This window comes from Pseudobdellovibrionaceae bacterium, from assembly GCA_023954155.1.
Lineage (GTDB): Bacteria > Bdellovibrionota > Bdellovibrionia > Bdellovibrionales > UBA1609 > JAMLIO01.
Window position 1 is genome coordinate 188,882 of sequence record JAMLIO010000006.1, and the last position, 15,496, is coordinate 204,377.

At 40.8% G+C, this 15,496-nt stretch carries 7 protein-coding genes; 2 read left to right on the forward strand and 5 right to left on the reverse strand.

Annotated elements, in window-relative coordinates:
* Nucleotides 1-13: 13 nt before the first annotated feature.
* The 5 genes from M9899_08770 to M9899_08790 form a co-directional block, all read right to left on the reverse strand.
* The gene (locus M9899_08770) at nucleotides 14-5,761 is read right to left on the reverse strand and encodes an Ig-like domain-containing protein (GenBank protein MCO5114255.1); all 5,748 of its coding nucleotides are present in this window, start codon (nucleotides 5,759-5,761) and stop codon (nucleotides 14-16) included.
* 625 nt (nucleotides 5,762-6,386) lie between these two features.
* Nucleotides 6,387-7,463 (reverse strand): hypothetical protein, encoded by a 1,077-nt coding sequence (locus tag M9899_08775; protein ID MCO5114256.1) that lies wholly within the window; start codon nucleotides 7,461-7,463, stop codon nucleotides 6,387-6,389.
* Between the two features lie 128 nt (nucleotides 7,464-7,591).
* On the reverse strand, nucleotides 7,592-8,695 hold the full coding sequence (locus M9899_08780; protein ID MCO5114257.1) for a LysM peptidoglycan-binding domain-containing protein: 1,104 nt from the start codon (nucleotides 8,693-8,695) through the stop codon (nucleotides 7,592-7,594).
* A 174-nt stretch (nucleotides 8,696-8,869) separates the two neighbouring features.
* Nucleotides 8,870-12,220 (reverse strand): hypothetical protein, encoded by a 3,351-nt coding sequence (locus M9899_08785; protein ID MCO5114258.1) that lies wholly within the window; start codon nucleotides 12,218-12,220, stop codon nucleotides 8,870-8,872.
* 19 nt (nucleotides 12,221-12,239) lie between these two features.
* Nucleotides 12,240-13,664: a DUF4339 domain-containing protein gene (locus M9899_08790; GenBank protein MCO5114259.1), complete on the reverse strand. Its 1,425-nt coding sequence runs from the start codon at nucleotides 13,662-13,664 to the stop codon at nucleotides 12,240-12,242.
* 359 nt (nucleotides 13,665-14,023) lie between these two features.
* On the opposite strand from M9899_08790, the gene M9899_08795 reads away from it, so the two are divergent.
* Nucleotides 14,024-14,821, forward strand: coding sequence for a MotA/TolQ/ExbB proton channel family protein (locus M9899_08795; GenBank protein ID MCO5114260.1), 798 nt, complete (start codon nucleotides 14,024-14,026; stop codon nucleotides 14,819-14,821).
* An 8-nt stretch (nucleotides 14,822-14,829) separates the two neighbouring features.
* Nucleotides 14,830-15,496 (forward strand): OmpA family protein (locus M9899_08800; protein MCO5114261.1); only part of this gene is annotated, 667 nt, incomplete at its 3' end.

A 15,496-nucleotide genomic window follows, 5' to 3' on the forward strand; every position in this document is an offset into this window, starting at 1 on the left:
TTTTCCTCTCAACTTATTTTGGTACACGCACTAATCTGTTCGAGTCCGTATCCGTAATGTATAAGAAGTGATTGTCTCCACTTAACATTCCTCTAGGACCAGAGAATCCACCTAGGGTCATACTTTGAGCCACGCTTCCGTTTTGACACCAACCTGGTGTATGAATTGTAGCCCCAGCACAACCAGGATCACCCGCTGTTGGAGGCGTAGTAGCACTCACGCCCCCTTGCCATCCCACAATGGTTCCTGTCGCTTTATCCATTTTCCACATTGCCATAGTGTTATCCGTATCTCTTGTACAAGGCGCACCGTTGGCTCCGTATAAATAATTATCATCTCCCCAAATGGCCACAGGGTAAGAACAGTTATGACCACCAATCGCACCCACATCTGCAGGAGCACTTCTCCACGTGTTGGTGTACTGATCTTGACGGGCTCGTGCTGCGGCTACAAATTCTCCGTTAAGAGTCCATTTATCAATACGTTGGGCTCTAGTGTTAGTGATATAGAGGTGTGAACCATCAGAATAAATACTTGAACGGTTATAACCCCAGTTAAAGTTAAAGCCACCACCACGGTCAGTACTTTCATTCGACGCACTGGCTTTACCTCCAATACACCATCCTGAAGTCGACACGTTGTAGTTTCCGTTATTTGCCCAAGTGCAACCAGAATCTGGAGCTGTTGCAATACGACCAATCCATCCATTGAACGCACCAGTCACAGCAGAGTAAGAAGACACTCGATTATTTCTAGTATCAATCACATATAGGTTTCCTGATTGATAAAAAATACCTGTAGGCTGATAGAGCATTCCATCTGCATCACCATTAGTACTTAAACCACCCATACACCAACCAGGGGTGAAAGTGCCTTCAAAAGCACTACTACAACATGGATCTCCACCTGTAGGACGGTTCGAAGCTGTTGTGCTGATTCGACCAATCCAACCCCCATAAGCTCCTGTGTCGATATTGAAACGTTGGATTCTATGTAAACTATAATCTGTTACATACAACCAGATTCCATCCGTCGCTAAACCATGAGGCATTCTCATGATTCCATCTGTTCTAGTTCCAATCATAGATACCGTACTATCCGCCCAAGTCCATTCTGGATATAAATAGGCACCCAGACACCATGTCGGTGAAGGTCCCATAGCATTGGCCGTTAAACAGTCCGCAGACTCACCACCAGTAGGAACAGAAGTGATTGCACCAATCCAACCTACAAGTTGACCTGTTTTTTTATTTATCTTTTTAATTCTTGATGCACCCATCTCCGCCACATAAACGAAATCGCCATGTACAAGTGTTCCCATAGGGTTATAAGAAGAATCGTCATCAAAACCATAGTACTCTGCATCGGTGACACGATCAGAGGTCCACTCTTTAGGACTGTCTCCCTCAAGCGCGAGTGATCCCAAGTACTGACCCGTTGCCACGTCAAACTTTCTGAGCGCAGGAATTTCGTAACTGGTGACAATCAAAGAACCCTGACCATCATAGGCAATCGCTGTGGTTTGCGCAAAAGAGGTCTCGTCCATACCTGGCTTATGCGTTCCATTCAAACACCATCCAGGAGTATTATCGTTAGGCGATAAAGATGTACAACCAGGACCAAGCATACCTGATCCATTGGCCACTTTACCCATCCATCCTTCAATAAGACCTGTAGGCCCCACTTTTAACAGTCGAGTACGATCTGCAACATAAAAGTAACTGCCGTCATAAGCCATCTGCTGTGGAGAAGTCCATGTGAAGTTCAGATGCGGCAATCTTTCAATATGAGCACCCGTAGTTTTGTCATATCTATTGATCGTTCCATTATAACTTTCTGACAGAACATACAGATCATTACCAATGACCTTAATATCTGCAATCGTGGCAAAGCCCCCTGGAATACCTGAAGCGTTAGGGTGATATCTTGGATTCGCCGCTTTGGATGTTCCACCAAAACACCATCCTGGAGTCAATTCATCCACCACAGTCTGATCACAACCCACAGCCCCACTTGAAGGACTAGTGGCGACCATTCCGATCCAACCTTCAAAAGCACCAGTGGCTTTATCAAACCTTTTCACGGCACCATAGGAACCGACATATAAATAAGTATCATCAAACGCGATAGATTTTGGTTGGTCTAAAGCACCATTACCAAGACCAGCTCCTGATTTTGTTGTCCCACCAATACACCATCCTGGAACTGGATTATCCAAAGTTGTACTTGTACAACCCGATGGACCATTTGTTCCTGTTCCTGTAGGGGAAATCGAGTTAGCTCTACCAATCCATCCATCAAACGCCCCCGTCACTGCATTATGACGGGTAATTGTATGTGAAGAGGCATTAGCGACGTAAATATAATCTTCATCCGCAGCAACAGCATAAGGAGCATACAATCCACCCGTTGTGGTGGTTTGCGATGTGCTTTCAGCTGCAACACTACGTCCACCCAAACACCATCCCGGTAAAACTTGGTTATTATTCGTACTGATACATAACGCATTACTTGGCACAGGCAGTGAGCTTCCAGCCGAACCAATATTATTCTCTTTTCTTAGGCGGCCAATCCAACCTATATATTCTGTATTTTCATAATCATATTTCAGGACTTTATGAGTCTCGCTATCTGCCACATACAAATATTTTCCTGTTGGATCAAAAGTTAAGTTTCTTGGGCCTTTTAAACCATCGTACCTAGCAGCCACAGGCTTCACACCCACTCTAAAGGGCAGAAGAGCCCCATGCTCATCATACTGTTTGGATTTAGTACCCAACCAACCCCAATCTCCTAAAATATTAAAGGCTTGAGTGGCACTGGCAAGAACCATATTATGATCATCTGCTTTTAAGTTTAAGGCCTCAGGATACTGACCCTTAAAGTAAAACGGTCTTTGACTTTGGCCAGATGTAAAAACTAACTGTGTGATTTCATCAGCACAGTCACTGTCTGAAAAGTATTTTCCAGCCGTTCCATTGCCTGACAAATCTGCCGTGATCGTGCTTGCAACTGGAGACACATTTGAAGCACCATCCAAAGTTTGCAATTGGAAAGGTCCTCTACATTCGCTGGTTTTTGCATTTGCAGGCGATGGAGCCACAATCCTAAATGCAGAAGGCGTTACGTTTAATGTAATCTGTGACGATTGCTGCAACTGACTTGCAGGGTCTTGAATTCTAATCTGTAAAACTTCAGCATTTATGCCTCTAAAATAAATTCCCGTGGATGAGGCATTATTAGCAATAGTAACAGAACTTGTAGTTCCAGCACCCGTACAGGCTGGGTTGGTATAAAATCTTCCAGAAGAACCACTAAGTCCTGTGATACTTAGAGCCTTATTACCATGCGATGGGACTTGGTTTCCTAAAGTGTCTCTGAGAGATACTGTGAACACAGCCGAACAGCTACCTGACATCACTTGTGATGGGCCTGTTAAATTGATTCTTGACGCCAAAACTTTAATCTCTTGTGGCAGTGAGCTGGTTCCAATTTCTCCTTCAGGATCGGCCACATTTAACGTTAAGTTTTCCCCTCTTGGGTCTCTTAAATAAATCACTGTATCTGTATTTGGTGGTGCCGCAACGGTTAAAGGTATAGAGGCAGGGTTTAACTGCGTAGTACATGTCGCATCAGAATAGACAAGAGCTTGCGAGCCACTGATTCCTGTCAACGTCACATTGATACTTCCAAAAACTTGTCCTACCGAATTATCAAAAGCCAAAGGACGAATAATAATGGCAGGAGAACAATGCCCAGACATAAAAGTCAAAGGTGTAGGGGATGCTGGAGGAGCCGCTTCAGCAATCAGATTTAACGCACTCGGAGTCACATACACTGTATGTGAAGACGAAGTTAAATATGCTGACGTATCTGTAGCTGTTATATTAAGTTCTCTAGATTTGACATCTTTTAAATAGAAGTTTCTTGTGTCTTGTCCTGTAGAAAAACTGATCGTGTTTGATAATGGCGCACCCGAACATGCACCGTTACCGTATAAAACAACGTTAGCATCCAAGCCACTTAAAGTCACAATCACTGGGCCTGTAGCCTTAGCTCTATTACCCCCATCATCTTGCAGTTGCAAAGAAATGACCGCACTACATTCTCCAGACCTTACAGTGTCAGCACCTGATAATGCTAATTGTTCAGGCTGCCCTGCAGTGATGTTAAAGCTGTTACTGTCCACAGGGATCATAGGCGCTGAAGCTGCACGCAATTTATAACCATTTCCCATTTGGTCAATCCCCAGATCAGTAAACGTGGCGATACCATTTACAGCCACCACAGGCAATGTTCCTGTTAAAGTGGCCCCACCCACATTATTAACAATAGTCATATTGACGCTTGCATTAGATCCTGTACCACTGCTAATCAAGTTACCGTTAGCGTCTTGAATCGCAACACGGATCTCATTTAATCCTTCAGCACCCGCAGGAGAAGTTGTGGGTTGAGTTAAAAATCCTAATTTATTTGCTGGGCCAGGTTTAAAAGGCGCAAGTACTGTCACTCCTGTTAATCCAGAAGGAGATGAAATTCTTAAAGATCTTGCAGGGGTTGTATCCGCAACTGTCGTGGTGATCGTTCCTGACGTCTCACCACTGGCGTCTGTGGGATTAAAAGGCTGAGTGATAATGTCACCTACATAATTAGATGCAAACTGTGGTGTTACACCAGAAACGGGGTTACCAAATTGATCTCGCAATACAAATCTTACTGTATAGGCCTCCATACCATCAGCCACTAGGGCATCAAAAGGAGGGATGATCGCAGGATCAATCGCAATGGTAGAATGATCAGGAGATACTGAACCCGCAGTGATATTAAACTGATTAGAATTGACCTGCATCACTGGTGTACCAAAATCGTAACTGGATCGATCTTCTTTTTTGGCAACGATGATCTTTTGTCCTGCATCGTTAAAAGAGATATCATCAAAAGTGACAATACCACCTACCGCATTTTTAGAGAAAGTTCCTAATACAGCGCCCCCTGTTGGAGAAGTGCCTGCAATCTCTAAAGTGACAAGCGCATCGGCATCGGGACCGCCAGCAACAATATTATCATTTTCATCCAAGATATGAACAATGGGTTGATTTTGTAAAACCACACCCACTTGACCATTTCCTGGTTGAGCCACAAAGACAATCTTTGCTGCCTGACCCATGGCTGTAAACTCTGCTGTTCTTAGGTTGTTGTCCTCATTGCCATCAACCATAATGCTCACACGGCAAGTGTAAGTCGTATTCACAGCAAGACCATCCACAAGTAACGAAGTTGTGGCCATATTTGTAATACGACCCATATTTTGCCAAGTGCCAAGCGCTGAAGTTCGACAGTATACATTGGCTTCAAGAGCTTCACCAGATTGTGGCAATTCAAAGTTAATTTCCGCAGTTGTACTACTTAGAACTCTGGCGTTTCTAATCCCATCAAAAGGAATCCCATACGCATAGGCGGAGTTAATGTCTTCTTTGCCATTTTTATCATAAGCTTTCACCTGTATACGATAAGAAAAACCTTCAGATAAACCCGCAAGAATGGTGTTAGAAGTGAAGCGATCTACACTTTTAAGACGTTGTCCTGTTACGGCATTATATATCCTATAACCCATAACTCTTGAATCGCTTGTAGGAGTCCAATGCACCCTAAGTTGCGCTCCCGAAAGGGTTTGCACTTGTTGCACACCTTCAAAACCTCCGAATGTCAAATCACCATCAATCACACTTTGTGTCAGCGGACTTTCACTTGTACAAGACACAGCGATTATTGCATATAAAAATATAAGTATTTTTTTGTTTATACTTAAAACCGTCCTGAGCTTACACAAACTTTGTATTGGTTTGATAAACATTATGCCACCCCTTTAACGTCCTGCGATTAAGCAAGTAAAAATTGGTATTTTCAAAGAAAAACCATGTAGCTACATCGGTACTAAACTCAGCGAACTTGATCTGGACACCAGTACAGTTAAGGGTTTTAATCTGGTCTGTGAGTAATAAAAATTCTCTTTTCTATAATAAGTTATTATTTATTGTTGATGATTTCATTGTCTTAAAAAGATATAGGACCCTACTTAAATCCTACGCAAAGTTATCCAAAATTCTCAGTGTGAAACACTTCTAAGCTCGCCACACTAAATATAGGCGCTTTGCCTCAGGCGGACTCTATTTGTGTGAATTTATTAACAAATCCTATAGCAACACAGGGAGGCTTAGGCCCGCCACTTCTACATCTATACAAAGGGGACTTCTGCTCGCCAGTATAGACTTTGTAGTCTTGTCTCTGTCTTCAAATACAAAATCTCTATCTAAGCCGAGTTTGTGCTGGCCTTCCGCGTAGAATTAGCTTGTATCTGTTTACATATACAAAATCTCTATCTAAGGCTAGAAACTTAAAGAGAAGAAGAGGCTCAGAAGATCAATATTTACATCCTCGGTGTCGGCACTGAACCTATGGCTAGAATAAGACATTCCCAGTTGCATGCGTCTTAAATTATCAAGGTTGCGATTCAAATACGTCGTTATTTTTATTGAACGCTCATCCATGATCTCGCCTCCCCACTCGTAAGGAGTGAAAGAAAACTCAAAAGCATAGCTGTTTTTCGCATTCTGATAGTATTCGCTTCTAAAACCCAACTCAGGTCCAAATAACCCAGAAAAACCAAAGGGGCTACTAAAGGAATACACGTTCACGGTACTTACACCCAGATTCAAGCGACTTCTTTCTTTGGGTTTACTGGTCAATTTCAATGAATACGATCCCCCAAATCTTCCTTCAAAAAGCTGAGGACTGCTATCAATGGGCGAAGAGGCATAGGTATAAATGCTTAAATACGCGTCTCCATAGAGCCCCAAACGTCTGCCCGTTTCAGGACTTAAATAGCGCGCTCCCACAAGTAAAGACTGGGATACAAAAGTTCCAAAACTGCTTTGTCTATAAACTAAAAATGAATGCCCCAAAGTGAATGAAATTGAATTTAATAATGAAGAGGTTTTGTATTCCCTAGCTTCTGGAGCAAATAAATAAAAGGTCTCTGTTTTTGTGCTTCCGCCTTTTTGTCTTGCGGTCAGTGTGAGTGTACTGATGCGCGATTGCAAATACGCATACACCACATACTCTCCGTTAGAATTCAGTTCGCGGATGGGTTCTTTTTTGTTAATGAACAGATCACCTTTTTCTTTAGCATACTTAAAAGTCAACTTCACCAAAGGACGAAAGGAATTCCCTTGTGGAACCAAGTACACAGGGGTCTTTTCGCCGACAACTTCAAGATCTGGGATACGAGTCTCTTCGGGTTTGTCCCTTAAGATATACGCAAGCCACAATGCTCTTCGTGAAGGAATGGTGATCTCTTCTTGTTGAGGAGTTTCTACTTTTTTGTCAGAAGCCGCATGAGCTTCTAGGCCGTGAAAGAAAAACGTTGTGAAAATTAAAAAACCCGCAACAAGATATGCACACATATACTCAGGTTCTCAAACTCTCCCCGAACAGACAACTGGAATATAAATAAATATGGACTTTAGAAGTCGCAGTTTCTGACAGCTGAGCACATAAGCACGATTTCAAAGATAGGAATAAATATGGACTTTTAAAAGTCCGTAGGAACTTCCTCTACAGCACTTGCAGGCTTTTTATCTGGTAAGCTTTCCACTAAACCTTCAGCATGCTCACCCATGCCAGAAACTTCTTCCTTTACAGATATAGGACTAGTTGTTTCTGAAGTTGACACTTCAGGGGTTTGTGGACGTAATGTCTCTAATTGAGGAGTCACAACTTCACTGGGAACTTTAGGCGGTGTATTGATCGCTTCTGTGGGTTCGCGCTGGATCACTTCTTCAGAAGGAGTCAGGTCAGAATAATATAAGGTGAATCCTGCATAAATCTTTTTGGGATTTCTAATCAACTGAGGGTTGTTCTTCCAAATGTCTTTCCAACGGTCAGGTGTGCCATACAGTTTTTGTGATATGGACTTCAGAGTATCATTTTTGCGAATTTTATAAGGGGTTCCTTCTTTTTTAATGTGAACCTTCTTCACATTATGGATCGCCAGTTTTGTCCCCACGTGCATCTTTTCTGGGCTTTTCATTTTGCTTTGGTTTGCACGATAAATTTCACGCCAACGTAAATAGTTTCCATGCTTCTCAAAGGCAATCTTCATCAACGTATCACCTAATTTAACGATATAATTGATGGTTTTTCCACCTAAAGACGCTAACCCTTTCGCATCTTCACGAGAAGACCATGATTCTTCTCCTGCAGCGGAGCGATCATTAAAACCAAGAGGTCCCTTAGATCTGGCACGCATAGATTTCCCTAAAGGACCAGACGTTTCAGCAATCTCTAGAGGGTCTTCACCCAATTGATCATATTCCCTATCAGAGTACTCTTCTGTACCACCACGGGTATAGTGGTCCTGTCTGTAAACTCGCTTTGCTGATCCTATGATTTGAGAATTGATGGCTTGCACACCATACTCACCAAGCGGATCAGGAGAATTGATTAAAATTCCATCTTCAGAAATGCGTTCAATATCGCGCGCCACTTCCACAGGTAAAGGCGGAGCTTGATGCGCAGGCAGAGCTCTTTGATAAAAAGCCTCATCACGTTGCACCCAACCACCAATAGTGGAGCACCCTAACGCAAACACAGCAATCAAAAAAATAGTAACAATAGGCCTTTTACCCAATCTCATAATAAACAATTCGGTAAAACACAAGGATTCATAAATGCGTCTTTAGGAATCTGGACTTACTAGACCGAAGAATTTTTTATCCATAAATAAAAAACCAAGCCTTACTTGTGACTTGGTTTTTTATTCAGATTCTACTCGACTTTTTCTAGACTATCGTCTTTGAATTGTCGACTTTTATTTTTTAGGCGGCAGAGGTGGAGTCGGCACAAACTCACTAGACTTAAGCATGTTTTTAAGATTAGCAACACGTGATTCCACTTCTACAGACAATTTATCCAGCGCTTCTTGGACTTCATCCCTTTGTAAAATCAATTGCTCATATTGCGCTTCGGCTTGTGGCTTATTAGGATCAAAAGCCATCATTTTACCAAGAGCAATCTTCATATTTGAAATTTCTTTTTCTGTAATTTTCAAATATGTCTTAAGCGGATTGATTTCTAAAGAGGTCTTCATCTCTTTGGCTAAAGTTAAAACATGACCTTGCAGATTTTGCTTTTGAATGTCTACCCATCTTGAGTAGTAGTTCAACTTTTCTTCGCGTCTGGATAAAGTATCTAACTTTTCAGCCTCTGTGCGACCGACAGATGCCAATGTATCTTCAAGAGACTGCATCTGACTTTGATGATTTTCCTGCATGGCTGTCATTTCATTTTTCAAGCTTTCGATTTCAGCATGCGCTTCATCTATTTTTGCACTGTATTCGCCAATCTTGGTTTCATATTCTTTTACTGTCTTTTTATAGAATTCTTTGCGAGTGTTAATTTCTTTTTCAATCATTTCCACTCTTTCTTTTAAATCTTTATTTTGAGAAGTTAAAGACTCATTCTTTAGACGCAGTTCTTTTTCTTGATCCAAAAATTCAATCTCTTTCATTTGCATAGATTCTAAGGCCACCTTGGAAGCCTCAAGTTCTTTTTGCAACTCTTCACTGGTCTCTTTTTCTTGACTTAAATTTTCCTCTAACACGGCTTTGTGCTCCTCTAATTCTTTATTGTAATTTTCGAGTTCATTAAAACTGAGCTGTAGTGCACGATGTCTGTCTTGTTCTAAGCTATAGCTTTCCCCTATCGAAATCAGACTGCTTTCAGCTTCCGTCAACTCATTCATCACTGTTTCTAGTTTGATTTGCAGGTCTTCATTGATACGTTTTTCTTGTATCAATTTATTTTCTATTTTTGCCATCTTAGCAATGGCCTCATTAGCTTTCAAAGACGACTCTTCTAAGCTGTCTTGTAGGCTTTGTAGTTGTTCCACATCAATGTACTTTTCAGATGCAAGTTGAGCTCTGACAGCCTCGGACTCTGCAAGCTTGGTGATCGCAGTTTGGGCTTGAGCTTGAGCACTCGCCACTCTTTCTCTTTCAAGAACCAACTCTTCAGTAAGACTTTGTAGCTGTGCTTCTGCCTGAGATCGCTCTAAAGTCATTTGAGTGTGCGACTCTTCCAAGGCGGCAAGCCTTGCCGTCGTCGCCTGCAATTCGCTGCTGACTCTGGCATTTTCACTCTGTTCATCCTCTAAAGTATTTTGTAAATCATCAATCTTTTGAGTATAAGTCTTTATTTCATTTAAAGCTTCAGCATGGCTAGCACTTAAACTGGTCAATTTTTCTGTTTCAAAAAATTTCTCTTCGTAGACTTGTTTAGATTTTTCAATCTCAATTTCTAATTGCTTTTCAAGGGCTTCGATACGTTCAGCATCCACATACTTTTCAGATGATAACCTGGAACTTATAGTCTCAGCCGTATTCATTCGGGCGACCGCAGTAAAAGCCTCTGCTTCTGCCTTTTGGCTTTTCTCTTTTTCCGTCTGAACAACGTCTTGTAATTCTTCAAGCTTTTGTTCATAAGTTTTGATCTCATTCATAGCCTCAGCATAACTTGCATTTAAGCTGGCTAATTTTTCAGATTCAAAGAATTTTTCTTCAAGTGCTTTTTTAGATTTTTCTTCTTCAGAGGCCAATTGTTCTCTGAGAATTTGCATTTGGTGGCGCAGCTCTTCTTGTTCAGCATGAGCACGTTTGCCTTCTCTAATGGCCAGCTCTAGTTCTTCTAGAATCTGTTGATTTTTCACTTCTAACGCATGCACTGAAGCAGAGAGTTTTTCGATATCTTGCTGATCAGATATGGTCTGCTCAAGTGTATCTTTGTATTTTTGCTCTAGATTTTCAATCAGTTCTTGTTGATTAGTGACCTCATTAGTCAGATTGTTCACATCAGATTTTAAAGAGAAGTTAATGCTTTGAAGCTCGTCTCTTTGAACCTGTATTTGATCAATTTTGGTTTGATACGAGCTTTCCTTTTCTGCAAACTCTGCTTGCAGTTTACGCTCTTGACTTCTGAAGTTATCAATCTCTTCTTTATAGGAGTGAATGATTTCCTGCTTTTTGGCAATCTCTGATTTGGCTTCCGATAACTCTGCACTGAGTTGTGTTACTTCAGATTCTAGAGCCTGTTCATTCAATTCTTTTTCTTGTATTTGCTCTAAAAGTTTAGTGTAGTCTTCTGTGGTCTTTTTTAACTCTATGATTTGAGTTTCTAACTGATGAATTTCTAAAACTTTAGAGTGTTTTTCTTCTGTGACAGATTTTATTTCTTTCTCAAAAGCACTGAGTCTGACCAGCAAAGCCTTTCTTTCTTCTAAGGCACTGGTGTTTTTATCGTTGGTGAACTTCAGTTCCTGTGACGTTTCATTTAAAGTTTTTACGACCTCTGTATATTTTTTCTCAATCTCTTTATTAGACTGCACCAACGTGATGATCTTTTTTTCTTGAGCTAATAGACTCTCTTCAACCTTGGACTTTTCAACTTTAAGTACAGAGATGTTCTCACGCAAACCTAAAATTTGCTCTTTGTGGGAGGCAATGCTGGCCTGAAGCTGTTCGTTGGCACCCCTTAAATGGTCCCTTTCACCCGCAACACCTTTAATCTTATCCAACAGAGCCTTTTCTTTAGTGTCATCTTGTTGCTTCTGAATTTGTGCTTTCAGAGCATTTTTTAAATCTTCGATCTGTTTGGATAATCTAATCGCATGGTCTCTGGCCGAGCCCAATTCTTTGGTTTTATTCTTGTAGCCCTCTTTTAATCTTTTATACTCAACTTCTACTTTCCGACGTCTGGAGGCTTCTTCAGAGGATTTTTTTAATAGATCTTCTCGAATATGCTCTATCTCTTGCATTCTTATTTGATAATTAGAACGAATATTTTGAATGCTGGAACTGCTTGTATGTAGCTTCTTCATCAGCATATCTACTTTGCCCTGAAGACGGTTCAGCTCATTACGCAGATGTTGGCTTTCTTCTTCTTTAAAGTTTAGAAGGTCCGTGTTTTTTTCATGAGTTTCAACAAAACCATTTAAATCTTTGAATATCTTTTCATAAATCCATTCAATATTACCCAAGCTTTGTTTAATTTTATCTATTTTATTCTCATTGGGTTGTTTATTTCTTCCAAACGAAGACAACTCGTCTTTAATATCATTTGTAAGGTCTAAAACTTCTTCCTTAATATTTTTAGTTCCTGGCATCATCTACATCATTCCTTCAACTTTATAACGTCATTTTTTTTAGAGCTTCTTTTGAGGGCAAACCTTCCGTGCTTTGCGCCTCTGCGTTCATCAGATCAATCTGTGATTTTAAATATGTAATATTCAAACTGATTTTATGTGATAAGGCTGCCACATCTTTGGTCAAAGCCCCTCTGTTCTTTGGAGTTTTAACAAGTGTGTCCTGCATCATGTGAAGTTCAAAAATATTTTTAGCTAGGTCTTTGTACGACTCATATAAAGGTAAATAATAGATATGCTCTCTGACATCATCTGATTCCATCTGTGCAAAGACACCGACCACTCTATTTTGATTATCTAACCATTCGCCCGAAAATCCTTCCCAAGACACAGTCCCAGTGCTGAACTTTACAAAACCATTTAAAGTCTTTTTGTACTGTTCACCTAACACACTGGCTAGGCTGTCCAGTTCAGTCAGCTCAAGCCTAGCATCTTCTCTGACCTTTTTATGGTAAAATTTAAGTTTGGATTGGTAATCTTCAGCGTTTTGAATACCAAGACTGTATTTTTGTTCAAAAATAGTTTTCTTTTCAATCCCACAGCTTAGACATGCCACTTTAAAAGAATACACTCCTGCAGGAATAAATTGCCCGTTCCTTCCACGAATAGGAGGAGTAGCAAATATCTTTTCTTTCACTGTGGTTTCCATGGTCTTTTCAAAGTTTAATGTCCCCAAAAGTGATTCTGGTTCGCCCACTAGGCTGATTTGCAAAACGCTGCCTAGAGGCAAATTGGTTGCCATCACTAAAATAGGATCAGGCTGACCGTTGCTCTTTTCAAATGCTGCGAATTGCGCATTGATAGCACTTTCTGGCTGTTTGCTGATATGAAGCAAATGACTTTGCATGCCTTTCGTTAAACCGTTCATTACACTTTCGTTACTCGGCCAGAAAAACCAGACAAACATTGAAGTGACACACACCAAAACCGCAATGGTTGTGTATCGTACCAAATAAGATTTAGTTTCATCAGAAAGACCCAGTGCTGTGGATAACTGTTGGGTCTTTTCTGCAAGAATTTGTCGTTGCTTGGCTACTTTTTTAATCCATGACTTTGAAAATCCAATTTCATGAATATCAGGAGCTATCAGGTCCACAGCTTCAAGCTCACACTCCTGAGAAAATGTATTGTCATCTACAAAATCAATAGATTCCAAACCACAAGCTCTAAAGTTTTCTACCTCTGAAATAGGCAACCACTCTGTAAAGCCAGGTCTCCAGATATGATGCTGAATTGAAATTTTTCTCTGCAAAAGAAGCTTATTGACTTGATCCGAAGTCAAAGGACCAAAATGCCTCTCTTCACGAAAAATAAACCAGTCATTTAACGTCTGACCTTGTTGTACCAAGCCAAATTCTTTGGCCATTTTTTCTACTGTATTTTTATGATTTTCTACACTACCCATCATTTAAATACTAAATGAGTTTTGATTCTAAAACCATAGGTCTAGTTTCTAAACCCAACTAAAGTAACCTGTAAAATTCAATCCTAGACTAGTGTTTAGAGGTTTCATCACCTCATTCATTTTATCTAAAAGTCCATACGTGAATCTATGAATATTTTGTCGATATCTATAATCTATTTATACATTAGCTGACTTAACCATACTTTATCTTGATCTAGTCTAGTACACTCCCTCACTCAATAATATATAGAGACGCAATTTTAATAGTTCCTTTTAATCTGGACTGAGCACGACCATTCTGGACTCCATAGGGGGTTTAGTTTTGTCGATGTTTAATCGCTATACAAATTAAGGAGTTGCAGTTGAATATCTCATCATTAGTTGGCTTAATTATGGCTATTTGTGTGTTCTTAGTGGTGGCACTGACCTCAGCCAAAAACCCCATGGTCTTTTTAGATTGGCATGCTGCTGTGATTGTGATGGGTGGAACCATTGCCGCAGCCTTACTGAGTTTCTCGGCTAAAAATATGGTGCTTTTGTTTAAAGTCTTTATTAGCCGAGTACTTACTGGATCACAAAAACAATACTCTGAAGTGATTTCTGAACTTGTAGACCTCGCTAAGAACTATCGTACTAACGAAAATTATTTAAATGAGGCGGCAGAAAAAATTAAAACTCCTTTCCTTAAAGAAGCCGTACAATTAGTCTCTGCTGGTGGATTGAGCGATAAAGAGATCGACACCATTCTTACCAAAAGAGCTAAAACCCACTTTGTCCGTTACGAACAAGACGCTCACATGTTTACAACACTAGCGAAGTTCCCCCCTGCATTCGGTCTGTTAGGTGCCGTGGTGGGTATCGTGGCCTTGATGCAAGGTTTAGGAGGTGCAGACGCCATTAACTCTGTGGGACCTTCTATGGCTGTGGCTCTTGTGGCCACACTCTACGGGATTGCCGTAGCCAACTTTATCTTTATTCCTATTGGAGAGAACTTATCCAAGTTTAACCAACAGGATAAAATCTTAAGACAGATGGTGATTGATGGAGTAAAGATGGTGCGCGAAAAAAAGCATCCTCTATTAGTAGAAGAAAACCTCAAGAGTTATTTGCTGCCTAGTGAAAGAATCACTTTGGAAATTAAAAACTCAGCGAATTCATAAGGAAAACCATGTCAGCAGATCCACTCTACACCGATGACGAACTACTTGAAGACGAAGAGCATGATGAGCTTTTTGACGACGACGACACTGGCCCCAAACATACTGACACAGAAGGCGTTTGGCTGATCAGTTACGCCGATCTGATGACTCTGCTTATGGGATTTTTTGCCCTTATGAGTTCTTTAGGTAATTATGATCAAGATAATTTTGAAAAAGTAGCCGAGAGTGCTGCCTTATACTTTGGCGGTGAAGTCACTCGCCCTTACGAAGAGATCGGAAATGCTGTCGAACAGTTAATTACTTCTGAGGGTCTAGAGGATCAGGTCAAAATCAATGTCTCAAAAACTGAAATGCGCATCACCTTTGAAGGAACTTTATTTTTTGCTTCTGGCTCTCACCGACTCAGAGACTCGGCCAATAGTCTTATGAATAAACTCTTAACCATCCTCGAAGAAAAAGTTCCAGACAAAAAGATTTTAATTGAGGGACACACCGACGACACCCCCATCAACCAAGGTATCATCGCTAGTAACTGGGAGCTCTCAAGCCTAAGAGCCAACGCCGTCGCCCGTCTATTTGAAACCTACAATTTCAAACGCAATCAAATTTTAACCCTAGGTCTAGGCGACACCCGCCCTATTCTCCCTAACAGAGACGCAAACGGTAAAGTCATCC